The sequence below is a fragment of the Klebsiella sp. CN_Kp075 genome (assembly GCF_040065055.2).
Lineage (GTDB): Bacteria > Pseudomonadota > Gammaproteobacteria > Enterobacterales > Enterobacteriaceae > Klebsiella > Klebsiella aerogenes.
In genome coordinates this window covers 2,779,699-2,805,417 of sequence record NZ_CM198050.1, presented here as the reverse complement: position 1 = coordinate 2,805,417, position 25,719 = coordinate 2,779,699, and the positions used below count along the sequence as shown (strand labels likewise).

The 25,719-nt window shown below is 55.9% G+C and carries 27 protein-coding genes and 1 pseudogene; 14 read left to right on the top strand and 14 right to left on the bottom strand.

The annotated features are described in order from the left end of the window. Positions 1-165: 165 nt before the first annotated feature. Complete coding sequence (locus tag ABLV78_RS13445; protein ID WP_047042905.1) at positions 166-1,200, bottom strand: AI-2E family transporter; 1,035 nt, start codon at positions 1,198-1,200, stop codon at positions 166-168. A gap of 198 nt (positions 1,201-1,398) precedes the next feature. Between ABLV78_RS13445 and ABLV78_RS13440 the strand changes: the two genes are divergently transcribed. The 4 genes from ABLV78_RS13440 to ABLV78_RS13425 all read left to right on the top strand — a co-directional run bounded on the left by ABLV78_RS13440 (position 1,399) and on the right by ABLV78_RS13425 (position 4,585). Then, positions 1,399-1,533 carry a protein YdgV gene (locus ABLV78_RS13440; RefSeq protein ID WP_463731291.1) on the top strand — a complete coding sequence of 45 codons (135 nt, stop codon included), beginning with the start codon at positions 1,399-1,401 and terminating at the stop codon, positions 1,531-1,533. A gap of 115 nt (positions 1,534-1,648) precedes the next feature. Beyond that, positions 1,649-2,011: a multidrug/spermidine efflux SMR transporter subunit MdtJ gene (gene mdtJ / locus ABLV78_RS13435; RefSeq protein ID WP_021463805.1), complete on the top strand. Its 363-nt coding sequence runs from the start codon at positions 1,649-1,651 to the stop codon at positions 2,009-2,011. Continuing rightward, positions 1,998-2,327 (top strand): multidrug/spermidine efflux SMR transporter subunit MdtI, encoded by a 330-nt coding sequence (gene mdtI / locus ABLV78_RS13430; protein ID WP_045392324.1) that lies wholly within the window; start codon positions 1,998-2,000, stop codon positions 2,325-2,327. Before mdtJ ends, mdtI begins: the two co-directional genes overlap by 14 nt. Positions 2,328-2,428: 101 nt before the next feature. Continuing rightward, on the top strand, positions 2,429-4,585 hold the full coding sequence (locus tag ABLV78_RS13425) for a putative bifunctional diguanylate cyclase/phosphodiesterase (RefSeq protein ID WP_047042908.1): 2,157 nt from the start codon (positions 2,429-2,431) through the stop codon (positions 4,583-4,585). Here the strand turns inward: ABLV78_RS13425 and ABLV78_RS13420 are convergent, their stop codons facing one another. Further along, entirely contained in the window at positions 4,586-5,398 is an 813-nt protein-coding gene (locus ABLV78_RS13420) for a trypsin-like serine peptidase (RefSeq protein WP_047042911.1), read from the bottom strand. Positions 5,399-6,052: 654 nt separating this feature from the next. Between ABLV78_RS13420 and ABLV78_RS13415 the strand changes: the two genes are divergently transcribed. Further along, positions 6,053-6,310 carry a hypothetical protein gene (locus ABLV78_RS13415; protein WP_052667954.1) on the top strand — a complete coding sequence of 86 codons (258 nt, stop codon included), beginning with the start codon at positions 6,053-6,055 and terminating at the stop codon, positions 6,308-6,310. A 6-nt stretch (positions 6,311-6,316) separates the two neighbouring features. Here the strand turns inward: ABLV78_RS13415 and ydgU are convergent, their stop codons facing one another. The 3 genes from ydgU to ABLV78_RS13400 all read right to left on the bottom strand — a co-directional run bounded on the left by ydgU (position 6,317) and on the right by ABLV78_RS13400 (position 8,547). Then, positions 6,317-6,400: a small membrane protein YdgU gene (gene ydgU / locus ABLV78_RS13410; protein ID WP_095103248.1), complete on the bottom strand. Its 84-nt coding sequence runs from the start codon at positions 6,398-6,400 to the stop codon at positions 6,317-6,319. Positions 6,401-6,468: 68 nt separating this feature from the next. Next, positions 6,469-6,888, bottom strand: coding sequence for an acid resistance repetitive basic protein Asr (gene asr, locus ABLV78_RS13405; RefSeq protein WP_045392316.1), 420 nt, complete (start codon positions 6,886-6,888; stop codon positions 6,469-6,471). A 171-nt stretch (positions 6,889-7,059) separates the two neighbouring features. After that, positions 7,060-8,547, bottom strand: a complete 1,488-nt coding sequence (locus ABLV78_RS13400; protein ID WP_047042915.1) for a carboxypeptidase M32 — start codon at positions 8,545-8,547, stop codon at positions 7,060-7,062. Positions 8,548-8,741: 194 nt separating this feature from the next. Here ABLV78_RS13400 and ABLV78_RS13395 point away from each other — a divergent pair, with 194 nt between their 5' ends. Beyond that, on the top strand, positions 8,742-8,834 hold the full coding sequence (locus ABLV78_RS13395; protein ID WP_020078946.1) for a KPN_01571 family protein: 93 nt from the start codon (positions 8,742-8,744) through the stop codon (positions 8,832-8,834). A gap of 35 nt (positions 8,835-8,869) precedes the next feature. Here ABLV78_RS13395 and ynfM read toward each other — a convergent pair whose 3' ends face one another. Further along, positions 8,870-10,120 carry a multidrug efflux MFS transporter YnfM/SxtP(Kp) gene (gene ynfM / locus ABLV78_RS13390; RefSeq protein ID WP_045392312.1) on the bottom strand — a complete coding sequence of 417 codons (1,251 nt, stop codon included), beginning with the start codon at positions 10,118-10,120 and terminating at the stop codon, positions 8,870-8,872. A 131-nt stretch (positions 10,121-10,251) separates the two neighbouring features. On the opposite strand from ynfM, the gene ynfL reads away from it, so the two are divergent. The 3 genes from ynfL to bioD all read left to right on the top strand — a co-directional run bounded on the left by ynfL (position 10,252) and on the right by bioD (position 13,322). Beyond that, positions 10,252-11,154, top strand: coding sequence for a multidrug efflux transcriptional activator YnfL/SxtR(Kp) (ynfL, locus tag ABLV78_RS13385; protein WP_047042919.1), 903 nt, complete (start codon positions 10,252-10,254; stop codon positions 11,152-11,154). Between the two features lie 124 nt (positions 11,155-11,278). Continuing rightward, the gene (mlc, locus tag ABLV78_RS13380) at positions 11,279-12,499 is read left to right on the top strand and encodes a sugar metabolism global transcriptional regulator Mlc (protein WP_047042922.1); all 1,221 of its coding nucleotides are present in this window, start codon (positions 11,279-11,281) and stop codon (positions 12,497-12,499) included. Positions 12,500-12,626: 127 nt separating this feature from the next. Then, positions 12,627-13,322 (top strand): dethiobiotin synthase, encoded by a 696-nt coding sequence (bioD, locus tag ABLV78_RS13375; protein WP_045392306.1) that lies wholly within the window; start codon positions 12,627-12,629, stop codon positions 13,320-13,322. On the opposite strand, the gene clcB is transcribed toward bioD, so the two are convergent. From clcB to ABLV78_RS13345, 6 genes are all read right to left on the bottom strand, one after another. Beyond that, positions 13,275-14,570, bottom strand: coding sequence for a voltage-gated ClC-type chloride channel ClcB (gene clcB, locus ABLV78_RS13370; RefSeq protein WP_047042925.1), 1,296 nt, complete (start codon positions 14,568-14,570; stop codon positions 13,275-13,277). The two genes, bioD and clcB, sit on opposite strands and share 48 nt — an antisense overlap. 101 nt (positions 14,571-14,671) lie before the next feature. Continuing rightward, a complete protein-coding gene (gene dmsD / locus ABLV78_RS13365) occupies positions 14,672-15,280 on the bottom strand; it encodes a Tat proofreading chaperone DmsD (protein ID WP_045392302.1) in 609 nt (202 codons plus the stop codon). A 42-nt stretch (positions 15,281-15,322) separates the two neighbouring features. Next, the gene (locus tag ABLV78_RS13360) at positions 15,323-16,180 is read right to left on the bottom strand and encodes a DmsC/YnfH family molybdoenzyme membrane anchor subunit (protein ID WP_047042927.1); all 858 of its coding nucleotides are present in this window, start codon (positions 16,178-16,180) and stop codon (positions 15,323-15,325) included. 1 nt (position 16,181) lies between these two features. After that, entirely contained in the window at positions 16,182-16,799 is a 618-nt protein-coding gene (locus ABLV78_RS13355; protein WP_101704515.1) for a DMSO/selenate family reductase complex B subunit, read from the bottom strand. Between the two features lie 10 nt (positions 16,800-16,809). After that, on the bottom strand, positions 16,810-19,245 hold the full coding sequence (ynfE, locus tag ABLV78_RS13350) for a selenate/tellurate reductase subunit YnfE (RefSeq protein ID WP_047048069.1): 2,436 nt from the start codon (positions 19,243-19,245) through the stop codon (positions 16,810-16,812). Positions 19,246-19,393: 148 nt separating this feature from the next. Then, positions 19,394-19,666, bottom strand: a complete 273-nt coding sequence (locus ABLV78_RS13345) for a DUF1161 domain-containing protein (RefSeq protein ID WP_047048073.1) — start codon at positions 19,664-19,666, stop codon at positions 19,394-19,396. A 103-nt stretch (positions 19,667-19,769) separates the two neighbouring features. Between ABLV78_RS13345 and ABLV78_RS13340 the strand changes: the two genes are divergently transcribed. Beyond that, positions 19,770-20,480: a YnfC family lipoprotein gene (locus ABLV78_RS13340; RefSeq protein ID WP_045394624.1), complete on the top strand. Its 711-nt coding sequence runs from the start codon at positions 19,770-19,772 to the stop codon at positions 20,478-20,480. Here ABLV78_RS13340 and speG read toward each other — a convergent pair. Together speG and ABLV78_RS13330 are read right to left on the bottom strand one after the other, a co-directional pair. Next, positions 20,474-21,034: a spermidine N1-acetyltransferase gene (gene speG, locus ABLV78_RS13335; RefSeq protein ID WP_015366764.1), complete on the bottom strand. Its 561-nt coding sequence runs from the start codon at positions 21,032-21,034 to the stop codon at positions 20,474-20,476. The two genes, ABLV78_RS13340 and speG, sit on opposite strands and share 7 nt — an antisense overlap. A gap of 51 nt (positions 21,035-21,085) precedes the next feature. After that, positions 21,086-21,427 (bottom strand): DUF1283 family protein, encoded by a 342-nt coding sequence (locus ABLV78_RS13330; RefSeq protein WP_015366763.1) that lies wholly within the window; start codon positions 21,425-21,427, stop codon positions 21,086-21,088. An 86-nt stretch (positions 21,428-21,513) separates the two neighbouring features. Here ABLV78_RS13330 and ABLV78_RS13325 point away from each other — a divergent pair. From ABLV78_RS13325 to ABLV78_RS13310, 4 genes and pseudogenes are all read left to right on the top strand, one after another. After that, positions 21,514-21,902, top strand: a pseudogene (locus ABLV78_RS13325) (YnfA family protein). A 132-nt stretch (positions 21,903-22,034) separates the two neighbouring features. Continuing rightward, positions 22,035-23,318 carry an MFS transporter gene (locus ABLV78_RS13320; RefSeq protein WP_047048077.1) on the top strand — a complete coding sequence of 428 codons (1,284 nt, stop codon included), beginning with the start codon at positions 22,035-22,037 and terminating at the stop codon, positions 23,316-23,318. 143 nt (positions 23,319-23,461) lie between these two features. Further along, positions 23,462-24,676, top strand: coding sequence for a D-mannonate dehydratase ManD (gene manD, locus ABLV78_RS13315; protein WP_047048080.1), 1,215 nt, complete (start codon positions 23,462-23,464; stop codon positions 24,674-24,676). A 10-nt stretch (positions 24,677-24,686) separates the two neighbouring features. Next, entirely contained in the window at positions 24,687-25,706 is a 1,020-nt protein-coding gene (locus ABLV78_RS13310) for a Zn-dependent oxidoreductase (protein WP_047048082.1), read from the top strand. Positions 25,707-25,719: the final 13 nt, after the last annotated feature.

Here is a 25,719-nt window from a genome sequence, read left to right as displayed (position 1 = left end):
CGCGGCGCTGCGCATCAATTAAGCACGCCGGCTAATCGTTAGCTTTAGAGTAATGATTGGATATGCCCATTTGTGATGGGGATCAATAATAAAAAAGGAGTAACGGTCTAAGCGGAAAAGATGAAAGGAGGGGAAGGCTGGCGGATAGGCCAGCCAGATTGCCGGTTATTCTTTACTTAAGTCGCTGAGTAAGAAAGCAATACTCTGCCCGCCGTTGGTTTGCTCAAGGGCGATTTTCACAATGATGGTCAACGGCACCGACAGCAGCATGCCGACCGGGCCAAGCAACCAACCCCAGAATATTAACGACAGGAATACCACCAGCGTGGAGAGCCCCAGCCCGCGGCCCATAACGCGCGGTTCGAGAATATTGCCGAACACCAGATTGATAATAAGGTAACCGGCAGTGACGATCAGCGCCTCATACAGGCCGCCAAATACCATTACCTGCAGAATCGGCGGGATGGCTGCCAGTACCGAACCGATATTGGGAATGTAGTTCAGCGCAAAAGCCAGCAGCCCCCACATAAAGGCGAAACGGACGTCCAACAGCGCCAGCATACCCCAGACCACCAGTCCGGTGACCAGGCTTATCGCGGTTTTCAGCACCAGATAGTGGGACACGCTATCAATCGCCCGCTGAATGGCGCCCATCCCCTCAACCGGCCGCGACATCAGCTGCTGGAGCTTGGCGGGCAGTTGCGGCACTTCCAACAGCATAAATACTACGGTGAGCAGCAACAGAAAAATGGACGACATCGCATTCGACAACTGGGTCAACAGGCTGGTAACGAGCGTCATCACCGCGTTGGGATCGATATACTTATTCAGCTCAATGGCGGAGACGGTAAAACCAAAGCGCTGTAGCCACGGCGTGACCGTTTTTAGCGGTTCGGCCAGCGACGTGCGGTATTGCGGCAGAGTGCGCGCCAGTTCGTTAAGCGAGGTGCCAAGCGACGCCAGCAGTACCACCGCCAGCAGGACGATAGCGCCCACCAGTAGCGAAATCGCCAGCACCCGGGGCACCCGACAGCGCACCATCAGCTGGACCAGCGGATTGATCACCACCGCAAGGAACAGCGCTAAGATAAAGGGGACGATAATGTCGGCGGCAAAACGGATGCCCGTAAGGATGATAACCAACATGCCCAGCATGATGACGATCTTGAGTCCATTAAGGGTGATGATGGGTTTGGCCATTGGGTTCCTTACGGTAAAGATGAAAACGTCCTTGATCATAGCGACTTTGCTATACACGTTTATGATGGAGATCAGTTTGAGAAAATACTAATTGAAATCGCGCCTTAGACGTAAAGAATTGCAAAGACTTTGAGTTAATATTAACACTATGGTACAAATTTACTTGTGTTTAACTACCGAGGACAATTTTTTTCCGCAATGACGAGAAGCAACACCGCGGATAATTGTAATTTTATGAACAATCAGTTCAGCCTTTATTTTTCGACTCATCACGCATTACCTTTCATCCTTTCCCGATTTGCTGGCGAACAGCACTGGCGCTCCGCGCTATAGTCCCATTCTCTCTGCCTGAGCTGGCGCACCGCGCACGGCTAAAACTACGTCAGAATTTTTTCGGTTTACCTTCGTAAGCCGTCATGGATTGTATTCTCAAGCAGGAGAAGGGATTATGTTTTATTGGATTTTATTAGCCTTAGCTATCGTTGCTGAAATAACCGGCACGCTGTCTATGAAATGGGCAAGCGTCAGCGGCGGTCATACGGGCTATATTTTAATGCTGGCAATGATTGCGCTTTCATATATTTTCCTGGCCTTCGCCGTTAAAAAGATTGCTCTCGGTGTGGCGTATGCGCTATGGGAAGGTATCGGTATTCTGTTGATTACCGTATTTAGCGTGCTGCTGTTCGATGAAAGCCTGTCTATCGTAAAACTGGCCGGGCTGGCAACGCTGGTCGCGGGTATTGTGCTGATTAAGTCCGGCACAAAGAAAGCGGTGAAACAGCGTGAGGAGACAGCTCATGCAACAGTTTGAGTGGATTCACGGCGCCTGGCTGGCGCTGGCTATCGTACTGGAAATTACCGCGAACGTATTTCTGAAATTTTCCGACGGTTTTCGTCGTAAAATCTACGGTATCCTGTCGCTGGCGGCGGTGTTAGGGGCTTTTAGCGCTCTTTCGCAGGCGGTAAAAGGTATCGATCTTTCCGTCGCTTATGCGTTGTGGGGAGGGTTTGGGATCGCGGCGACTATCGCCGCCGGTTGGATCCTCTTTGGACAACGCCTTAACCATAAAGGCTGGGTTGGCGTCGTGCTGCTGGTAGCCGGCATGGTATTGATAAAACTGGCTTGATATGATGCCGCCTGCGTAAGCTGGCGGCAAATTCTGTCCTCTGTATTACGCTTAAAAAGCAGATTCGGCCTGGTTTCGGTAGGCCGCTATGAGGACAGCGCATGATCCCTTTGCCAGGCTGGCGGAATATTCCCTCTGCCAAAATTCTTTCTGTACTGGTCTTTTTCGCCGGCCTGGGGCTGGTGGTCTCCGTTATTTCTCTTTTCTATTTGTCACAACACCTGGTCAGTATAAAAACCAATGAAATTGATAAGCACCGTTCGATGCTCTCGGTGCAAGGGGCCGTACAGACATCGGTCAATCGGGTGTTGTCTTTGGTATTGGATAATTCGATTTGGGATGATGCGGTTAAACAAACCTATACGCCCCATCTTGACCCACGCTGGCTGTATGATTCGTGGGGGTCGGGTTTTAAGATTAATAATCTCTACGACGGGACTTTTATCCTGGATGAAAACTACCGGATCCTGTGGGGCGCTTTTCGCAGCGAGCCATTTACCGAACCCGATATTGGTTTTTTTGGCAGCGGGCTGCAAGCCCTTATCGAGCAACACGCGAACGCGCTGAGACGTGGTGAAAATGCCTTTGCTGGTATTACCCGCACCCGGGAGGGTATCGCGTTTGTGGGTATCGGCTTGATTCGCCCGACGATCGGCCGCTTACCGGTTTATGACAAGACCCGTCGCTATCTGGTTATTACCCGCCACATTAATCCGACCATGCTGGAAAACCTGGGGAATACTTTCCAGATTAATCGCCTGCATACGACGCAGCTCGCCGGCGAATACAGCGTACCATTGCGCACAGAAGGCGGGGAAACGCTGGCATATCTGAGCTGGCAACCGCGTCTTCCTGGCGCGGAGGCGGCGCGAGCCGCGTCAAACAGCATCAGGCTCATCGCCATTCTGGCGGCGAGTTTGATTCTGCTATTTATTCTGCTCAGTAGCCTGGGGTTATACAAACTGGCGCGCGGCGAACAGCAGGCGCGAAAAAATGCGTTAATCGATTGGCTGAGCCGTTTGCCGAACCGTCGGGCGCTGATTGAACGCTTAAATGCGATGGGCGAATGCGGCAAGAATGAAATGCAGAGCGTGGTATTTATCGATCTCGATGGCTTCAAAGACGTTAATGACAACTATGGCCATGATGTTGGCGACGCGCTAATCGCACGCATTGCCCGCGAATTACGCGACCGTGTTCCGGCGGGGGCGATGCTGGCGCGGATGGGCGGTGATGAATTCGCCATGACCGTCAGCGGTGAACAAGCGGTTAATCAGGCTTCCGCGTTTGCCTGGGCGGTGCTTGAGTTATTAAAAGCCCCTATTGAACTCAGCGAGCGCAAAATATACATCAGCGCCAGTATCGGTATTGCCAGCGGCGTACCGGCATTATGCTCCAGTACCGAGTTATTCCGCCGCGCCGACATGGCTATGTATCACGCGAAGAAGAGCGGTAAGGGGAGAGCGGCCTGGTACGATGATACCCTCAACGAAACGCGTCAGCACCAGTTGCACATTGAAAATGGTATCCGGGAAGGGCTGGAAAGGGGCGAATTTGACGTCTGGTATCAGCCGATCGTCAACGCCGAAACGCTGGCGATGGAAGGAGTTGAAGCGTTACTACGCTGGCCGCGGCGGCCTGAAGGCCCACTTGCGCCAGATGCTTTTATTTCTATCGCTGAAAGCAGTGGTTTGATCTACGCGCTAGGTCAATTTGCCTTATCGCAAGCCTGTTACGACTTACAACCGATGGGGGATTTGTTGCTTTCCGTCAATATTTCACCGGCGCAATTCCGTGACCCGGAATTCGAAACGCGGGTGGTCCAAACCCTGGGACGCTGTCAGTTTCCTGCTCGCCGCCTGCAGCTTGAAGTGACCGAAAGCTATGTACTGGAAAACCCGGAGCGCGCCCGCGTGGCTATCGAGAACCTGAAAGCGTTGGGTATCGCCGTCGCGCTGGATGATTTCGGCATTGGCTATTCCAGTATTGGTTATCTACGCAGCTGTCGTTTTGATAGCCTCAAGATTGATAAGTCGTTAGCCGGGGTGGTGGATGTCGACCCACAGGCGGCAGAACTGGTGCGCGGCACGGTACGTATCGCTAATGCGCTGGGGATCACCGTGGTTGCAGAAGGGGTAGAAACTCAGCAGCAGCTGGCGCTGCTGCGGCGGGCGGGATGCGATCGACTGCAGGGATTTTATTTCAGCCAACCGATGCCTATCGACTCGTTGCTTCAACTGCGCCAGCAGCAGGGATAATTACTCTTTGGCCAGCGCTTCCAGCTTGTCGAGAAAACCGGTCACGGCAATGGCCCGGTTATCGGCGCGATAGCGATCTTTCGGCCCCGGCGCCGAGCTTTGCACCGCAATGACCTGCCAGCCGTTATCCGTTTTCAACAGCAGTGGAGAACCGCTGTCGCCCGGTAGCGTATCGCATTGATGCGATAACACCGACGTTTGCGCCCATCCCGTCACCAGACAATCCTGGTGGCTATAGAGGCTATCCAGATGATCTTCCGGGTAGCCGGATTGCGTCACTTTGCGGTCCGTGGCTTTTAGCGCCGCGGTCAGCGCTTCTTTATCACCACTAAAAACAGGAACAGGCGTAATACCGCCTGGCGCGTAGCGCAGGACGATCAGGCCAAAGTCCCAGGGGGCTGCGGAAGAGGGGACAATCCAGCCATCGCCGTCAGCTTTAAGCCGTTTGCCTAGCGATGGGTCGGTACGGCCGTCAATCCCGTGAATTTCATAGACCCAGTTGCCTTTACGCGAGATAAAACGCAACGCGACGGCCTTGTCCGGCTTGCCTTTCGGCGGCTGCAGCAAACAGTGACCGGCGGTGAGGGCCAGATGCGGAGAAATCAGCGTTGCGGTACACAGATTACCGCTGGCGGTTTCTAATTGACCGATGGCATCCCAGGGGGAACTGGCCGGATCGCTGACCGCTTTACGATCGTCATGGCCGAAAAAAAGCGTTTTGATATCTTTCGCGCTCATGCCGTCATCATCGGCGTGAGCAAACAGGGGAAATACACAAAACGAACACAGTAATAACAGTACGTCTCTACGCATATCACTCTCTGGGGAGATAATTATGTCTATTGAAAGTAGCAGGAGATTTAAGTTTATGAAAGTTAAGAATAATTTTTATTAAGCCAAACGGCAGATAAAACGACTCCTGAAGACATTTCATCTCTGCGAGAACCATGGTAATTCAGAGGGTTAACGCATAATCTCTGCTGTCGTCATTTCCGCAGAAAGCGGCGGGCAACGCAACATAATTCGTGTATCGGAACGTACGTAAAGCGCGGGAAAAATAATCACTTTGCCTTGCAGGACATTCGCAAAGCGCAATTTTTAGCGGGCGTTTTAGTTGCCTGAAGTACGCAAAAGTTCATCGTCATTGGCGTTTTTTTACCATCTTCTCAATTATTTTCACTACGAAACATTTTCTCACTGTAAACATTGTTTTCGCCGGTTCCCATTGAGTGAAATGTGAGGTTGACCCGGCCATCATAAGCACAAGGTCATTTCCCGCAGTGGGAGGGTGTATGTCTAAACAAGGTATTCGCGCGTTAGTTTATGTTTCGTTAGTTTCAATTTTTATGTGGGGAGCGATGGGTTATCTCGTGATTGAGGCGGTACATGCCCTGTAACGAGCCGCCAGCGCCGCTGAGGTGGCGTTGGCTATAATATCTGCCAGTGAATGCAGAACTGGCGGGCATGATGACTATCGATGAGACGCAATTACGGGCGGTGATTACAGGAGCGAAAACCGAAGTGTCGGCCGCTGAATTGGCGGTGGAGTTGCTGGCGGCGCGGCAAAAAATTAGCGAGCTGGAACGTCAACTGGCGACGCCGATTCGCTTGCCTTTCTCCAGCGCGAGCCCGGTATGTGAAATTGAAGCGGGATATGCTGCAGGAGTCAGCGATTGCCGTCAGGCTATTCGTGAAGCCGGTTTTCCCATTGAGGGGGAAGATTAGCGGCGCCTAATAGAGGAAAAAGCGGGTTGCCACCAGCGCGCAGATTATCAGCAGTATCAGGATGAGCTCAAAACGATAACGTCGCAGCATAGCGCTCTCCAGAAAAAAACGGCGCTGAAACAGCGCCGATTTATACAAGACCAGACTAACCGGAAAGATTATGCAGCCGGCTGAGCAGCAGGTTTAGCTGCGGTGTGTTTAGTGGTTTTGTGGTGTTTTTTGGCAGCCTGAGCTTTCTGCGCTACTGGTTTAGCGGCAGTTTTGTGGTGCTTTTTGGCAGCCTGAGCTTTCTGCGCAGCCGGTTTAGTGGCGGCTTTGTGGTGTTTTTTCGCTGCCTGAGCTTTTTGCTCTACAGCAGGTTTTGCCGCGGCTTTTTTGTGTTTCTTGGCAGCCTGAGCCTTCTGTTCTGCAGCTGGTTTGGCGGCAGCTTTGTGATGTTTTTTATGGTGAGTGGTCTTGGCAGTGGTGCTGTGAGTTGCAGCAGCAGGTGCCTGAGTGGTGCTTACTGCATCAGCAGCGAAAGCAGCGGAAGACAGACCCATAGCAGCGGCAACGACCAGAGCTAATACTTTTTTCATTCTGATATCCTCGAAAAGGTTTCTTCATTTCAACCCCACTGCGGGGCCGTTGAAGTAACTATATGCTTGTCTTTTCGAGCTTTCCGTGAGTGTTTGGTATCGGCGTGTAACCGTTTGTACAATACGAGCAAGGCGGGGGTAAAGCGCCGGAGCAGGCCCCGGCGCGCAGGCTTAGAGATAACGGGCGGTAAGGTGCTGGCGGAAATACTCGCTGTTGAGATCTTCACCGGTGGCATTCTTAATCAGCTGCGAAGTGGTAAAGCGGCTGCCGTGTTGCCAGATATTTTGCCGCAACCAGTCGAACAGGGCGTTAAAATCGCCGCCGGCGATATCCTGAGCGAGATTCGGTAGCGCGCGTCTGGCGGCCGCCATCAGCTGTGCGGCGTACATCGCCCCCAGCGTATAGGAAGGGAAATAGCCGAAACCGCCATCGGTCCAGTGAATATCCTGCATACAGCCGTCACGATAGTTGCCGAGGGTCGAAATACCCAGCCAGCTCTGCATTTTCTCATCCCACAGGGCCGGAATATCGTCTACTTCAATATCGCCGTCGATCAGCGCCCGCTCGATTTCATAGCGCAGAATGACGTGCGCCGGGTAGCTGACTTCGTCGGCATCGACGCGAATGAAGCCCGGCTTCACGCGCTGGTTCCAGGCGATAAAGTTTTCCGCGCTGAACGCCGGCTGGTCGCCAAAGCGCTGACGCACGGCGGGCAGCAGGCGGTTGAGGAAGGCTTCGCTGCGGCCAAGCTGCATTTCGAAGAACAGACTCTGAGATTCGTGAATCGCCGTTGAGCGAGCCAGCCCAACCGGCTGATCGACCCAGTTACGCGGGAGGTTCTGTTCATAGCGAGCGTGGCCGGTTTCGTGGATCACGCCAAATAGCGCGCTGAGCAGATCGTTTTCGTTATAGCGGGTGGTGATCCGGACGTCCTCTGGCACGCCGCCGCAGAAGGGGTGTGCGCTAATATCCAGACGCCCGCCGTCAAAATCAAAGCCTAAAACCCGCATCGCTTCCAGGCCCAGCTCACGCTGATCGGCGATGGCGAAGGGCCCCTGTGGCTCGAGCAGCGTCTTCTGCGCTTGCTTATCGACGACGTTTGCCAGCAGCGACGGCAGCCAGGATTTCAGATCGGCGAATAGCACGTCAAGACGCGCGCTGGTCATGTCGGGTTCAAAAATATCCAGTAGGGCGTCGTAGCGGGAACACCCTTTCGCTTCGGCTCGGATCTGCGCCTCTTCGCGACTGAGCTTAACGACTTCGCACAGGTTTTCGGCAAATCCCTGCCAGTCGTTAGCCGGACGCTGGCTGCGCCACGCGTGTTCGCAGCGGCTGCCGGCCAGTGATTTCGCCTCCACCAGGCTCTCCGGCAGTAGCGCCGCCTGCTGGTACTGCCGGGTCATTTCGCGCAGGTTAGCTTGCTCCAGATCGTTAAGATCTTCCTGCAGGGCGTTTTCCAGCCATTCGCCAACCTTCTTATCGGTCAAAATTTGGTGCTGCAGCACCCCGAGCTCCGCCAGCGCTTCGCCGCGCGCGCGGCTGCCGCCGGGCGGCATCATGGCGAACATATCCCAGCCGGCGATGGCGGCAAGGTGCGAGAAGCGGGAGAGCCGTTGGAAAGTGCGGGTGAGCTGCTGATAGTTGTTGTTTTCAGTCATAGTCTCTGCTGGCCTGTGGCGAGTGAAATAAATCTGTTGTCAGTGGGTACACTAGCGCGTCGGGGGGATTTGGTCGAGTCGTGGGCACGACATTTTGCGTGCGGCGAAAAATGCGCATGTGATGACTATAACGGACGGCGCGCCACGCCAGCGGCTACACTGATAACAGGCGCTGGCTGTCAGCGGAGGCGAGTATGAATCCGTTCACGTGGGTGTTTTTCGCACTGCTCTCTATGGATGCTCTCAGAGAACTGTTGGGGTTGCCGTCGGTGCTCGGGCTATGGTGAGCGGACGTGACCCGTAAGGTCACGTCGTTTAACGATTATTTCAGGCGGTTGTGCAAACAGGCGCCGGTCAGCAGCGCGGCCATTAACAGGAGCGCGATAAAGCCGCCGACGCCGTTCCAGCCGTAGTGATGCCAGAAGACCCCGCCCAGCGTCCCCGCAATACTGGAACCCAGATAATAGCTGAACAAATATAGCGAAGAAGCCTGGCCACGCGCGCGACGCGCCCGTGGGCCGATCCAACTGCTGGCGACCGAGTGCGCGGCAAAAAAGCCGGCAGAGAACAGCAACATGCCGATGAAAATCAGCCACAGCGGCGAGAATAGCGTCATCAGCAGGCCAAACAGCATCACCGCAATAAAGAACAGCATCACCGGTCCGCGGCCATAGCGCACCGTCAACGCGCCGGCTTTTGGCGAACTCCAGGTCCCGGTCAGGTAGGCGACCGACAGCAGACCGACCACTGCCTGGTTCAGCGACCACGGCGACATCATCAAGCGGTAGCCAATATAGTTAAACAGGGTCACAAATGCGCCCATCAGCAGGAAACCTTCGAGGAACAATAGCGGCAGGCCGCGATCGCGCCAGTGCAGATGGAAGTTAATCAGCAGCGTTTTCGGTTTCAACGAAATAGGGCGGAAGTGGCGCGACTCGGGAAGAATACGCCAGAACATGATTGCCGCCGCGAGGGCGAAGGCGCTTATCACCGCCAGCGCCACGCGCCAGCCGAAGAAATCGGTAAAGACCCCGGTGAGCAGGCGGCCGCTCATGCCGCCTATCGAGTTACCGCTGATATAAAGCCCCATTGAAAACGCCACCACGCTTGGGTGGATCTCCTCGCTGAGATAAGTCATCCCAACGGCGGCTACGCCGCTTAACGAAAGACCAATCAGCGCGCGCATGATCAGAATCCCGTGCCAACTGGTCATCATTGTTGATAAGAGGGAGCAGCACGCGGCCAGCAGTAACGCGGTGACCATCACCGGTTTACGGCCAATGGCATCCGACAGCGGGCCGGTAAATAGCAGGCCGACGGCGAGCATCGCGGTGGAAATCGATAACGAAATACTGCTGCTGGCGGGGCTTACGCCGAACTCGCCCGACAGCACCGGCAGAATGGGCTGCACGCAGTAAAGCAAGGCGAAGGTTGCCAGTCCGGCGGAAAACAGCGCCAGGGTGACGCGGATAAACGCCGGGGTACCGCGTTTAATAAATTGATTTGGCTGGTTTACCGCCTTATCACCGGCGCTGCTCGCCGGCGCGGTGCCGGCGGTTGTTGTGTTGCTCACGGAGAATTCCTTGCTTATATACAGCTGGATTACAAACAAACTGATGTGACCATTCAGCTCACATTTTTAGGGTATAAAATTGTAAATATTCCGTCTAATATATTAATAATCTCAAATAAGATGTTTTAAATATGAATATCGAGCTGCGTCATTTGCGTTACTTCGTCGCCGTGGCGGAAGAGCTACATTTTGGCCGTGCGGCGGCGCGCCTCAACATCTCTCAGCCGCCGTTAAGCCAGCAGATTCAGATTCTCGAACAGCAAATTGGCGCGCGACTGTTTGCCCGTACTAACCGCAGCGTCAGCCTGACGGCTGCGGGGAAGCAATTTCTCGCCGATAGCCGACAAATTCTGACGCAAGTTGAAGATGCCGCCGCCCGTGCCGGGCGCCTGCATCACGGCGAAACCGGTGAACTGCGCATTGGTTTCACCTCATCGGCGCCATTTATCAAAGCGGTTTCCGATACGCTTTCCACTTTTCGCCGCCGCTTTCCCGATGTCCATATCCAGACTCGCGAAACCAACACCCGCGAACAGATAGTGCCGTTAACTGAAGGGGCGCTTGACCTTGGCCTGATGCGCAACACGCAGCTGCCGGATACGCTGAGCTGGGAAAAAGTGCTGCGCGAACCGCTACTGGCGATGGTGCCCAGCGATCATCCTCTGGCCCGTCAGCAGGCGGTCAGTCTGCTTGAGCTGGCGCGCGAGCCGTTTGTCTTTTTCGACCCGCACGTTGGTACCGGCCTGTACGACGATATTCTCGGACTGATGCGCCGCTACGGTACCGCGCCGGTTATCACCCAGGAGGTCGGCGAGGCCATGACCATCATCGGCCTGGTGGCTTCTGGTCTTGGGGTATCAATCCTACCGGCCTCGTTTAAGCGGGTGCAGCTGAATGAAATGCGCTGGTTGCCGATTAGTGAACCCGATGCGGTGTCGGAAATGTGGCTGGTGTGGGCCAAACATCGCGAACAGGGACTGGCGGCGCAGCGTTTTCGCGATTATCTCCTCGCCGCCGCCGCGTTAGCAAAATGAGACAAAAAAGACCCAAAAACGTGCGGTAAATCACAAGGCTAAGTAAAAATTTGACGTGTACCATCGAAGTGCTTCACCATAGCCGAAAGTTTATTTCGAAGCGCGAAAATAAAGGGAGTCAACGGTGGTAGCGGACAGTCAACCAGGCCATATCGATCAAATAAAGCAGACCAACGCAGGAGCCGTGTATCGCCTGATTGATCAGCTTGGCCCGGTGTCGCGTATCGACCTTTCCCGATTTGCGCAACTGGCGCCGGCCAGCATTACCAAAATTGTTCGCGAGATGCTGGAAGCGCATCTGGTGCAGGAGACCGAAATCCAGGAGCCGGGGAGCCGCGGCCGCCCGGCGGTCGGGCTGATGGTTGAAACGGAAGCCTGGCATTATTTGTCGTTGCGCATCAGCCGGGGGGAGATTCATCTGGCGCTGCGCGATCTGAGCAGCAAACTGGTGGTGGAAGAACAACTGGAACTGCCGCTGCAGCATGCGCAACCGCTGCTGACGCGGATCATCGAGCATATCGACCAGTTTTTTATTCGCCATCAGCACAAGCTCGAGCGCCTTACCGCTATCGCCATCACCTTGCCAGGGATCATCGATACTGAAAACGGCATCATTCACCGGATGCCATTTTACGACGATGTGAAAGACATGCCGCTTGGTGAAACGCTGGCTAATCACACCGGGGTGTCGGTCTATATTCAGCACGATATCAGCGCCTGGACCATGGCCGAATCGTTGTTTGGCGCGTCACGCGGGGCGCGTGACGTCATCCAGGTGGTGATCGACCACAACGTCGGCGCTGGCGTCATCACCGATGGCCGCCTGCTGCATGCCGGTAGTAGTAGCCTGGTGGAGATCGGCCATACCCAGGTCGACCCTTATGGAAAACGCTGCTACTGCGGCAATCACGGCTGCCTGGAAACCATCGCCAGCATCGAAAGCGTGCTGGAACTGGCGCAGATGCGCATGGCAAAATCGATGAGCTCGATGCTGCATCAGCAGCAGTTGAGCGTTGAATGGTTATGCCAGGCGGCGCAGCAGGGTGATTTACTGGCGCGGGACATCATTACCGGTGTTGGTACGCACGTGGGGCGTATTCTGGCCATTATGGTTAACCTGTTTAATCCACAAAAAATCCTTATCGGTTCGCCGTTCAACCAGGCATCCGATATTTTGTTTCCGGCAATTTCTGACTGTATTCGGCAACAGGCGCTGCCAGCATATAGTCGTCAAATTGCGGTTGAGAGTACCCAGTTCTCAAACCGCGGCACGATGGCTGGCGCGGCTCTGGTGAAAGACGCCCTCTATAACGGATCGCTCCTTATCCGACTGTTACAGGGTTAACATTTTTTCATAGTCGCACCAAAAATTGCGCTATCTCAATCTGGGCCCCGACGGCTTCGCGTAGACTTTTCCCACTGTTGATTATTTCTCTTATGTATCTTTCGTATAGACAACTTTGGGGTTAGTGATGTTTAAGCGTTTCTTTATAACAGGTACTGACACTGCTGTCGGGAAGACGGTAGTTTCCCGCGCGTTGCTGCAGGCACTTGCTGCCAGCGGTAAAAGCGTCGCCGGGTATAAGCCTGTGGCGAAGGGCAGCAAAGAGACGCCGGACGGACTGCGTAATAAAGACGCGCTGGTATTACAGAGCGTGTCGACGTTGTCGCTGCCGTATGATGCTGTCAATCCCATCGCGTTAAGCGAAGAAGAAAGCAGCGTGGCGCACAGCTGCCCGATCAACTACGGTTTACTCAGCGACGGGCTGCAGCAGCTCAGCGGCAGGGTCGATCATGTCGTAGTGGAAGGTACCGGCGGCTGGCGCAGCCTGATGAACGATTTACGCCCGCTCTCCGAGTGGGTGGTACAGGAACAACTGCCGGTAGTGCTGGTGGTGGGTATTCAGGAAGGGTGTATCAACCATGCCCTGTTGACCGCTCAGGCGGTGGCTAACGACGGTTTGCCATTAATCGGCTGGGTCGCCAACCGCATTAATCCTGGTCTTGCGCACTACGCTGAAATCATTGATGTACTGAGCAAAAAGCTACCCGCGCCGCTTATTGGCGAGCTGCCTTATCTGCCGCGCGCCGAACAACGTGAACTCAGCCAGTATGTTGACTTAGACGTTCTCGGCAGCGTCATGGCGATAGATCGAATCCCGGCGTAACGTTCGCGACAGTACCGAGGCCAGTACGCAGGCGATCAATAAACCGGGCAGCAGCACATACTGCCCGGTCATCTCACAAATCATCAGCGTTGACATAATCGGCGCATGCGTTGTCGCGGCGAGAAACGCCGCCATCCCGGTTAACCCAATCATAATCGCCATGTTCTGATCGTTATCTAACCACAGCCCGCTAAAACTGGCGAACAGCATGCCCAGCGCCAGCCCGACGAAAAGCGTCGGGGTAAAGACGCCGCCCGGGGCGCCGGAGCCGCTGCTGGCCAGCACCGCCAACAGCTTACAGACAAAGACGATGATAATGACGCTAAATAGCGGCGGCGACAGCAGGTAGCTTTGCACCACACTATAACCGTTGCCCCACACCGCTGGGGTAATGAGCGATAACATGCCGACGATCAGTCCACCCATCGCCAGCTGCCACGGCGGTGACAGTTTCAGCCTCACGAAGCCACGGTGGCTGTAGTTCATCAGCCAGATAAATAGCGGCCCACACAGCCCGGCCAGCAGGCCGGTCGCCAGCATTAAAACGTAATGCAGCGCGTTAAGGTTTTGCTGAAAGACGACGTGGTACAGCGGCGCGGCGCCGCCGTTGAGCAGATTCGTTAGTAACAGGGCGATTACCGCCGAAATGACTACCGGGCCGAGCGAGGCCAGCATCAGAGTGCCAAAGAGGATTTCGGCGATAAACAGGCTACCCGCCAGCGGCGCATGATAGGCGCTGGCCATCCCGGCGGCGGCGCCGCAGGCGACCCACAGCTTCCATTCAGCGCGCGGGGTAAAGCGGCGGGCGAACAGCGAGGCGGCCAGCGCGGCCAGCAGGATCATGGCTCCTTCGCGGCCAATGGCGCTGCCGGTCACAACCACCAGCAGCGACGCCAGCGATTTCACGAGGCTTGCCGGCGTATCGAAACAACCATCGCCGGTTTCCAGCGCTTCCATGTAATCGGTCGGGGCGTGCGGACGCGACACGCTGCGCCGTTGCCATAACCACAGCAATGTCCCCGCGGCCAGTCCGCCAAGCGCTGGCGTCAGCAGCCGACGCCACCACGGCAGCGACTGTGCGGCGTTCACCAGGCTACCGCTATCGTTACCGAGAAATAATGTTTCCAGCACGACCATCGAGTGGCGAAACAGCGCCACGGCCAGCGCCGCAAAGATGCCGACGAGCGTGGCGATGAGCAGGCGACGGAACATCACCTGCACATCAGGATAGTTATGAAGACGGTGCATTAGCGGGCGTGAAATTGGGAGTCATGGCGTTATTGTGATAGGGAATAACCTTAGATGCAAAAGCTATAAGTGCCGCGCCGGGGATCGACGCGGCGGGTGAGTTAACGATACAGCTGCTTTTCTGCCACCGCGATGGGCAAATGTGCCTGCCAGTTAGCCAGCGTCGACTGCGCCAGTTGGCCCAGCGCCCGATAGAACGGATGCCCGGCGTTTTCCATAAAGACGCTCAGGAAACGCCCGGACCACGGCAGCAGATGCCAGGCCAGCAGTTGCGCAAACAACTCATCCTGATTTGTTTCGCACAGCCATGCAGCCAGCAGCAGCAAGGTGCCGAAGTGATCTTCGGGTTCGTTGCGCTCAAGAGCCAGCGCGATACCGCTGGCCCGCATCCATTCGCGCAGCGCAAGCGTCGAGTCGCCGAATAACACCGACTCTTTATCCAGCCACACCGAGCCCCACGGCGGAGCGGGCAGCGCCCATGGGCCGATAAACAGACGCTGCCAGGCTTGCGGCAGCGTCTCGTCGCTGCTGGCGGCGAATTCCATTGCCAGTGAATCGGAGACCGGGAACGGCCACTGCGGCTGCCAGCTACCATCGAGAAAAGCGGCGACCAGCGGCGCGTTTTGCTCGCTGTCCGGTACAAAAGAGAACAGCGCGCCCAGCGTACGGGCGCTTAGTGCGACGGCGTCGCGATTTGGGATCTGCATCATTACCCTATTCCTTACTGCGGCGCGCACAGGCGCGCCGTCTCGTTAACCCGCAACCGCCATACCTACGGTCATATGCAGGCCATAAAACAGGCCGCGGCCTATACACTCCGCGACTAAAACCATTATCAGCCCGATCAATAACCCGGCGGCGCGCGGCGGCTGGCGGCGGAGAAGCGGACACAGCCAGCAGCCGAGACCGAGCGCCAGCAGGATCAGCCGTAGAACCTGCAGTCTGCCGTAATCCGGAAGAAGGGCGTTCGCCTGTTGTACTGAACTGTGGATCGTGCCGAGGTCAGCGCTTTGCAAAACAACAACGGCTACGCTGATGATGAGGGCGGCGACGCTAATCGCGGCAAAAAACCAGCCGTTGAAGTCAACTTTCGCCAGCTTCAGCAGCAGGGCGGCGAACAGCGGCCCGCTGAGTAGTACCGTCAGGAAGAACGCGCTGGTAGTGTAGCCATTATACCACGTCGGCACGGTGTCAATTTGGTAGACGCGGGTCATCGCCATCACAAACAGCAACCCCAGTAGCATGGTGAGAAACAACCAGATTTTGCCGAGCGCCTCCGGCATTTTTCCTGGCACCGCCAGTAGCCACCAGAATCCGCCAACGGCGAAGAAGAGGGCGCCGCTGGCGATTTCATTACTGAGCGCTGAAGCGCCAATGCGGTTCAGTGAATTAAATGCGCGTAGCGGCGAGCCGAGATGGATTACGGAAGCGAGAAAACCTATTCCCATCAATAGCCAGATAAAGAACATGCTGCGCACCAGCCGCTCTCGCGCTTCGCGCTGACCGGAGAGCGACACCCAGCCCAGGCCGCTGACGATGACTGCGCCAGCGACGCATTGCCCCAGTACCGTAAACAGAACCAGCGGCCATTCATGCCATCCATTTCCCATTTCAGACCTCCTGCGGATTGGCCAGATAGCCGGTGGTATCGCCACACGGACGGCTGTTGGCGTTAGGTTTTATCACAATGCTCGGCCTGGTGAAGTGCGCTGAAGGCAGCGGCGCCACGGCGGCCAGCTGGCCGTGTTTTTCCCGCAGTTCGGCAATCGGCCCGAAGTCCAGCGCGCGCAGCGGGCAGGACTCGACGCAAATCGGTTTCTTGCCTTGTGCGACACGCTCGTGACAGCCGTCGCATTTGGTCATATGCCCTTTGGCGGCGTTGTACTGCGGCGCGCCATACGGGCAGGCCATATGGCAGTAGCGACAGCCGATGCACACCTCTTCATTGACCACCACAAAACCGTCTTCGCGCTTGTGCATCGCCCCGCTCGGGCAGACCTTGGTGCACGCCGGGTCTTCGCAGTGGTTACAGGCGATAGAGAGGTAATAGGCGAAAACGTTCTGATTCCAGACGCCGTTGTCCTCCTGCCAGTCGCCGCCGGCATACTCATAGATACGACGGAAGCTGACGTCCGGCGTCAGGTTCTTGTAGTCTTTACAGGCCAGCTCGCAGGTTTTGCAGCCGGTGCAACGGGCGGAATCGATAAAAAATCCGTATTGAGCGCTCATGGTTTACTCCTTAAACCTTCTCGATTTCGACCAGGTTGGTATGCTGCGGATTTCCCTTCGCCAGCGGTGAAGGCCGGTGGGTGGTGAGGGTATTCATGCAGGCGCCGTGGTCGACGCGATCGCCAGACATATTGGCATCGTGCCATGCTCCCTGACCCATCGCCGTCACCCCAGGCATAATACGCGGCGTGACCTTCGCCGGAATACGCAGTTCGCCGCGCTGATTAAAGACGCGCACCATGTCACCGTTGTTAATCCCGCGCTTTCCGGCATCGAGAGGGTTAAGCCACACTTCCTGGCGGCAGGCCGCTTGTAAGATATCGACGTTGCCGTAGCTGGAGTGGGTACGCGCCTTATAATGGAAGCCAAACATTTGTAGCGGGAACTGGCTGCGTAACGGATCGTCCCAGCCTTCAAAGGTGGAGGCATAGACCGGCAGCGGACTGATGACGTCGCCTTTTTCCAGCTCCCAGCGGGCGGCAATTTCGGCGAGGCGGCTGGAGTAAATCTCAATTTTGCCGGAAGGCGTTTTTAGCGGATGCGCTTCAGGATCGCGACGGAAATCGCGATAGGCGACGAAATGGCCGTTCGGGTCTTTACGCTTGTAAATGCCCATTTTTTTGAGCTCGTCATAGCCCGGCAGCGCCGGATCTTTAGCGACCATTTTGGCGTACAGGTACTGTAACCACTGCTCCTGAGTCCGGCCTTCGGTGAAGCGCTGATGCACGTCGTCGCCAAGGCGTTTTGCCACTTCACTTAGGATCCAGTAGATAGGTTTGCGTTCGAACTTCGCCGTGGTGGCGGGCTGGATGAAAATCAGATAGCCCATATTGCCGGCATAGTCGTTAGGAATGATATCTTCCTGTTCTACGGTCATCAGGTCCGGCAGCAGAATATCGGCATATTTTGCCGACGAGGTCATAAAGTTTTCGATAACCACGATCGTCGAGCATTTGCTCTCGTCCTGTAGGATATCGTGGGTTTTATTGATGTCGGAATGCTGGTTAATGATGGTGTTGCCAGCATAGTTCCACAGGAATTTGATGGGGACCGTCAGCTTCTCTTTGCCGCGCACGCCGTCGCGGGTGGCGGTCATCTCCGGCCCGCGGGCGATAGCGTCGGTCCAGCTAAAGCAGGAGATGGCGGTTTTTACCGGATTTTCCAGTACCGGCAGACGCTCAATGGTGATGGTATAGGTCGATTCGCGGGCGCCGCTGTTGCCGCCGTTGATGCCGACGTTGCCGGTTAAAATCGGCAGCATGGCGATAGCCCGCGCGGAGAGCTCGCCGTTCGCCTGGCGCTGCGGCCCCCAGCCCTGGCAGATATAGGCGGGTTTGGTCATACCGATTTCGCGCGCCAGTTTAATGATGCGATCGGCGGGAATACCGGTAATACGCGAGGCCCACTGTGGCGTCTTGGCGGTCGCGTCGTCCCCCTGGCCGAGAATATAGGCTTTATAGTGGCCGTTGGCCGGAGCATCGGCCGGCAAGGTTTTCTCATCGTAGCCGATGCAGTATTTATCGAGGAACGGCTGGTCTACCAGATTTTCATTAATCAATACCCAGGCGATACCGGCGACCAGCGCCGCATCGGTACCGGGACGAATGGGGATCCACTCATCTTCACGCCCGGCCGCGGTATCGGTATAGCGTGGGTCGATGACGATCATGCGGGCGTTGGAACGCTCACGGGCCTGCTCCAGGTACCAGGTAATGCCGCCGCCGCTCATGCGGGTTTCCGCCGGGTTATTGCCGAACATTACCACCAGTTTACTGTTTTCAATATCCGAAGTGCTGTTACCGTCGTTGCTACCGTAGGTATAGGGCATGGCGCAGGCGATCTGCGCCGTACTGTAGGTGCCGTACTGGTTGAGCGATCCGCCGTAGCAGTTCATCAGCCGCATCACCGGCGAGGCGGAAGGGGAAGAGCGGGTCATATTGCCGCCGACAATCCCGGAAGAGTAGTTAATATAGACCGCTTCGTTGCCGTACTCTTTTACCACGCGTTTCAGACTTTCGGCGATGGTATCCAGCGCTTCGGTCCAACTAATGCGTTCGAATTTTCCTTCGCCGCGTTTGCCTACGCGTTTCATTGGATAGTTAAGACGATCGGGGTGATTGATACGTCGGCGGATAGAACGCCCGCGCAGGCAGGCGCGAACCTGATGATCGCCGTAAATATCGTGGCCGGTATTATCGGTTTCCACCCACACCACTTCGTCGTCGCGAACGTGCAGGCGCAGCGCGCAGCGGCTGCCGCAGTTAACCGAGCAGGCACCCCAGACGGTTTTTTCTTCTGCTCCGGTGGCTTGCTGCACGGCGGCGGCCGCGGCGCGTAGACTGAAAGGCAACGACAGGCCGCCGGCGGCCAGGGCCAGGGAACCGATTGCTGAGGATTTTATGAGGGCGCGACGACTGACGCCGCCGGGATGTTCAGGGTTGGACATTGTGCTCACTCCATGATTTTTATTATGCGAAATGCCGCTGGCAACCGCAGGATTGCTGGCGCATGGGTGAGGAATAATACTTAAATAGGGGTAGGTGAATCTTATCTCCGGTCAACCAGAGATAAGATCCTTCACTCGAAAGCGGCGGTTATTGCCCGTCTGAATCGGTCGCCGTCGCGTCGCCGTTGCGGGTATAGATTATCTTGAAGGTGTCGTTAGCGCAGTGGCCAACCACCTGAGCGCCGGGCTGGTCAGGCTGATCGTTCGGTACAATGGCCAGGCTGAAACCAGAAGCCGGAACGCCGTTGTTGATGATCTTTTGCTGGATCTCGCCCTTTACCCGCTCGCAGGAGTCCGGCGCTGCCAGTGCGGATGCCGAACCCAGCAGCAGGACCGCGCACAACCATGGGGATAGTTTCATCATAAGCTCCTTATTGATGTCATCCATTTTTAAGCATAGCAGAATTGGTGTAAATAATTGTATTTGCTAAAATGATTGGAATATTCCCAAAAAGGTAGCGGCTGTGAATAAACTGTTTTTGCTGATCCCGGCAGCGTTGCTGCTCAGCGCCTGCGATAAGCCATCAACGCCGGCGGCGTTTACCCCGGAGATGGCCAGTTTTTCCAATGAGTTTGAGTTCGACCCGCTGCGCGGCCCGGTGAAAACGTTTACTCAGATCCTGTTCGACGACCAGGGGGAAATGGTGAAGCGGGTGCGTGCCCAGGTGTCGGCAGAAGGGTGTTTTGATCTGCTGGATTTTACCGACCTCGAAAATAAAACCGGCGCCACGCTGGTACTTGACGCGAATTACTATCTGGATGCGCAAACGCAGGAGAAACGCCTGCGGCTGCAGGGGAAATGCCAGCTCGCCGAGATGCCGGCGGCGGGCGTCAGCTGGGAGACCGATGACAACGGGTTTGTGGTGACGGCTCGCGGGAAAGAAAGCACTTCCAGCTATCGCTATGACAGCGAAGGTTATCCGCTGGGCAAAACCACCACCGCGAAAGATGAGCGCTTCAGCGTCGTATCGACGCCGTCCACCGATCCGCGTAAAAAGCTCGATTACAGCGCGGTGAGCGTATTTAACGACCGCGCGTTAGGTAAGGTGAAGCAAACCTGCGACTATGACGATCACGACAACCCAATCCGCTGCGAGATGCAGGTTGTCGATGAAAGCGTCCAGCCGGCGGTGACGCGACATTACAGCATCAAAAACACTATCGACTATTACTGAGCGGTGGGCTTGAGCAGCGTCTGGCCTTGAGGACGATGTTTCTCAAGGTACTGATGCTGGAACAGGCACATGCGAATGGTATTGCGGTATTCGCCGTTGATAAAGAACTCGTGAATCAGCTCGCCTTCGACCATGAAACCGAGTTTGCGGTAGATGTGGATCGCTTTTTCGTTTTCTTTATCAACAATCAGATACAGCTTATACAAATTGAGAACGGTAAAGCCGTAGTCCATTGCCAGCTTAGCGGCGCGCGTCGCCAGCCCTTTGCCCTGATATTCCGGGGAGATGATAATCTGGAACTCGGCGCGACGGTGAACGTGGTTTATCTCCACCAGTTCAACCAGCCCGGCTTTTTCGCCATCGCATTCGATAACGAAACGGCGTTCACTTTGATCGTGAATGTGTTTGTCGTAAAGGTCAGAGAGTTCGACGAAGGCCTCGTAAGGTTCTTCAAACCAGTAACGCATTACGCTGGCGTTATTATCAAGCTGGTGGACGAAGCGCAGGTCTTCGCGCTCAAGCGGGCGGAGTTTGACGTGAGGGGCGTCAGACATGGGAAATCCTGTGTGCATTAATAGAGGATGGCGCCCACGGGCGCCGGGGAATTATGGCGTAATAACGCGACCGGTGCGGCGGTCAAGACAGCGCAGGGTGTTAGGTTCCCAGTAGGCGTTGACGTTGGCGCTCTTCTGGCAGTTATCCTGCGCATCGAAGGCGACGTCGGTTTTGTCCCACTCTTTCTCCGCGCGTTTATTTACCTTCTGCCGTAGCGAGCGGGTATCGTTCCACTGCTCTTTTTCCATTGCGGCTTGCTGACGGCTCTGCGCGCTGTCGCCGGACTCGATCACCAGTTTGTCGGTTTGCGCGAAGGACGAAGCGGTATAGACCATTGCGCTTGCCGCCAGCAGGGCGGTCAGGCACCAGCGTTTATTGCGTGTCATTTTCATCACGATTTCCTTTGAGTGATAAAAAGGGTTAACCAGTTGGACAAGTTTACTACAACTCGCTACCCGCGCCTACCGGACAAAATGGCATGGGTACCTGCGCATTATCGCGTACACTAGTGCAACAAATTGTCTCATTTACCAAACTTTAATGCTGAAAACCACGTTACTTTTCTTTGCTACCGCGCTGTGCGAAATCATCGGCTGTTACCTGCCGTGGCTATGGCTGAAGCGGGGCGGTTCGCCGCTGCTGTTGATCCCGACCGCGATGGCGCTGGCGATGTTCGTCTGGCTACTGACCCTGCACCCGGAGGCCAGCGGCAGAGTCTATGCCGCTTATGGCGGCGTCTACGTCTGCACCGCGCTGCTGTGGCTGCGTTTCGTCGATGGTGTGAAGCTAAGTCACTTTGACTGGGCGGGGGCCGCGATTGCGCTATGCGGCATGCTGATCATCGTTGCTGGCTGGGGGCGGGCATAGCGTCTTGTAGCAGGATAAAAAATCGCCCTTTGTGATCTTCCACGCTAATTTCAACCTTAATTCTTGTATGGTAGCCGACTAGTTGCCTTACTTACCCTAAACGCATCGTGCTGTTTATCGTAAGAGGCAATTATGGCTACACAAACCCTTGCCAGCGAAGCTGGCGCCAAACCCGTGCGCATTGGCCGGGTGCAAAAAGTCACCCTGACGCTGCTGTTCATCGCCGGTATCGTCAACTTCCTCGATCGTTCGTCATTAAGCGTTGCCGGTGAGGCTATTCGCGGCGATCTCGGGCTTAGCGCGACGGAATTCGGCGTGCTGCTGTCGGCGTTCTCTCTGTCATACGGCTTTGCTCAACTGCCCTCGGGTATTTTGCTCGATCGCTTCGGCCCGCGAATTGTATTGGGGGCAGGGCTGATTTTCTGGTCACTGATGCAGGCGCTAACCGGGGTGGTGAACTCCTTTAGCCACTTTATTTTGCTCCGTATTGGCCTCGGGATTGGCGAAGCGCCGTTTATGCCGGCGGGGGTAAAATCCATTACCGACTGGTACGTACAAAAAGAGCGCGGCACCGCGGTCGGCATTTTTAACTCGTCAACGGTGCTTGGCCAGGCGATCGCGCCGCCGGCGCTGGTGCTGATGCAGATAGCCTGGGGCTGGCGCACCATGTTCGTGGTTATCGGCCTTGCCGGGATCGTTGTGGGCCTGTGCTGGTACGCGTGGTATCGCAACCGCGCGCAGTTCGATCTGCAACAGGAGGAGCGCCAGTATCTGGCGGCGCCGGAAAAAGCGCGCCCAACGCTGGTATTCAGCGAGTGGCTGGCACTGTTCAAACGGCGCACCACCTGGGGCATGATTTTAGGCTTCTCCGGGGTTAACTATACCGGCTGGCTGTATATCGCGTGGCTGCCCGGTTATCTGCAGGCGCAGCAGGGATTGAGCCTGGCGAAAACCGGCTGGGTGGCGGCAATCCCGTTTCTGGCCGCGGCGGTGGGCATGTGGGTCAATGGGCTGGTGGTCGATGCGCTGGCGCGCCGTGGGTACGATCTGGCGAAAACGCGCAAAACGGCCATTGTGGTTGGCCTGACGCTTTCTGCGCTCGGCACGCTGCTGGTGGTGCAATCGAGTTCGCCGACCCAGGCGGTGGCGTTTATCTCCATGGCCCTATTCTGCGTCCACTTTGCCGGGACCTCGGCCTGGGGGCTGGTTCAGGTGATGGTTAGCGAGAATAAAGTCGCGTCGGTGGCGGCGATCCAGAACTTCGGCAGCTTTGTTTTCGCCTCTTTTGCGCCGGTTGTCACCGGTTGGGTAGTGGACACCACGCACTCCTTTAACCTGGCCTTAGTCATCGCCGCCTGTGTGACCTTTACCGGCGCGCTGTGCTATTTCTTCATCGTAAAAGACCGCATTAATTAATCGCTAACGGGGGGACGCCTGGCGCCCCCCGCAACCACATCCGTTTGTGATCCTTCGCATCTTTTTTAAATATCATACTTGTATGGTAGTAGGTCTGGTGATTTAATTTTGATCACTAACCGCACAGATGTAAGGAATTACCCATGAAGATCGTTGCCGCCGACGTGTTCGTTACCTGCCCAGGGCGTAACTTCGTCACCTTAAAAATCACCACCGATGACGGGATTGTCGGCCTCGGTGATGCCACGCTCAACGGCCGTGAATTGTCGGTCGCCTCATACCTGAAAGATCACCTTTGTCCGCAGCTGATTGGCCGTGATGCTCACCGCATCGAAGATATCTGGCAGTTCTTCTACAAAGGCGCCTACTGGCGCCGCGGTCCGGTGACCATGTCGGCTATTTCCGCCGTTGATATGGCGCTGTGGGATATCAAAGCCAAAGCCGCCGGAATGCCGCTTTACCAACTGCTGGGCGGCGCCTCGCGCGAAGGGGTGATGGTCTACTGCCACACCACCGGTCATTCCATTGATGAAGTGCTGGACGACTACGCCCGCCATCAGGAAATGGGTTTTAAGGCGATCCGCGTGCAGTGCGGTATTCCGGGGATGAAAACCACCTACGGCATGGCCAAGGGCAAAGGTCAGGCATACGAGCCGGCGACCAAAGGCGTGTGGCCGGAAGAGCAGCTGTGGTCAACGGAGAAATATCTGGATTTCACCCCGCGGCTATTTGCCGCCGTGCGCGAACGATTTGGTTTCAACGAGCATTTACTGCACGACATGCACCATCGCCTGACGCCGATCGAGGCGGCGCGATTTGGTAAAAGCGTTGAGGAGTATCGTCTGTTCTGGATGGAAGATCCGACACCGGCAGAGAATCAGGCGTGCTTCCGCTTAATTCGCCAGCATACCGTCACGCCGATTGCCGTCGGCGAAGTCTTTAATAGCATCTGGGATTGCAAACAGCTGATTGAAGAACAGCTCATTGATTATATCCGCACCACTATTACCCACGCTGGCGGGATCAGCGGCATGCGGCGCATCGCCGATTTTGCTTCATTGTACCAGGTTCGCACCGGCTCTCACGGGCCGTCCGATCTCTCTCCGGTATGCATGGCGGCGGCGCTGCATTTCGATCTGTGGGTGCCAAATTTCGGCGTTCAGGAGTACATGGGCTATTCCGAACAGATGTTGGAGGTCTTCCCGCATAGCTGGCGTTTTGACAATGGCTATATGCATCCGGGCGATAAACCAGGGCTGGGCATCGAGTTCGACGAGAAGCTGGCGGCGAAATACCCCTATGAACCCGCCTGTCTGCCGGTGGCGCGCCTCGAAGATGGCACTTTGTGGAATTGGTAAGGAGAGAAAAATGAAAAGTATTGTTATCCAACAGCCGAACGCGCTGGCGATTGAAGAACGGCCATTGCCGCAGCCGGGGAACGGGGAAGTGCGGGTAAAGGTGAAACTGGCGGGAATTTGCGGCTCAGATAGCCACATCTATCGTGGACATAATCCGTTCGCCAAATATCCGCGGGTCATTGGCCACGAGTTTTTCGGCGTGATTGATGCCGTGGGCGAGGGCGTGACGGATAAAGTCGTGGGCCAGCGGGTGACGGTTGATCCGGTGATCAGCTGCGGCCACTGTTATCCCTGTTCGGTCGGTAAGCCCAACGTCTGCGCGTCGCTGGTGGTGCTGGGCGTCCATCGCGATGGCGGGTTTAGCGAATACGCGGTGGTACCGGCCAAAAATGCCTGGCCGGTGCCGGAGAACGTGAGCGACCATCATGCGGTAATGGTGGAGCCCTTTACTATTGCGGCGAATGTCACCGGCCAGGCTAAACCACGCGAACAGGATATCGCGCTGGTCTACGGCGCTGGGCCGATGGGGCTGACCACCATTCAGGTGCTCAAGCGCGTCTATAACGTGCGGCAGGTGATCGTCGCCGATCAGATCCCTGAGCGGCTGCAGATGGCGCAGCAAAACGGCGCCGACTGGACCATTAATAATAAGGAGCAACCGCTGGCGCAGGCGCTGGAAGCGCAGGGTATCCGACCGACGCTGATTATCGACGCCGCCTGCCATCCGGCGATTTTCCCAGAGGCCATCGCACTGGCTTCGCCGGCAGGCAGGATTGTGCTGATGGGCTTTTCTACCGAACCGTCAATGGTGGCGCAGCAGGGGATCACCGGCAAAGAGCTCACTATTTATTCGTCCAGGCTCAATGCCAATAAATTCCCGCTGGTTCTTGAATGGTTGGCAAACGGCTTAATTAATCCGGATCGGCTTATCACCCATCAGTTTGCTTTCGAGCATGTTGTCGATGCCATGACGTTATTTGAAGAAGACCGCAAGCATTGTTGTAAGGTGTTATTAACCTTCAACGCATAAATATAAATAACCT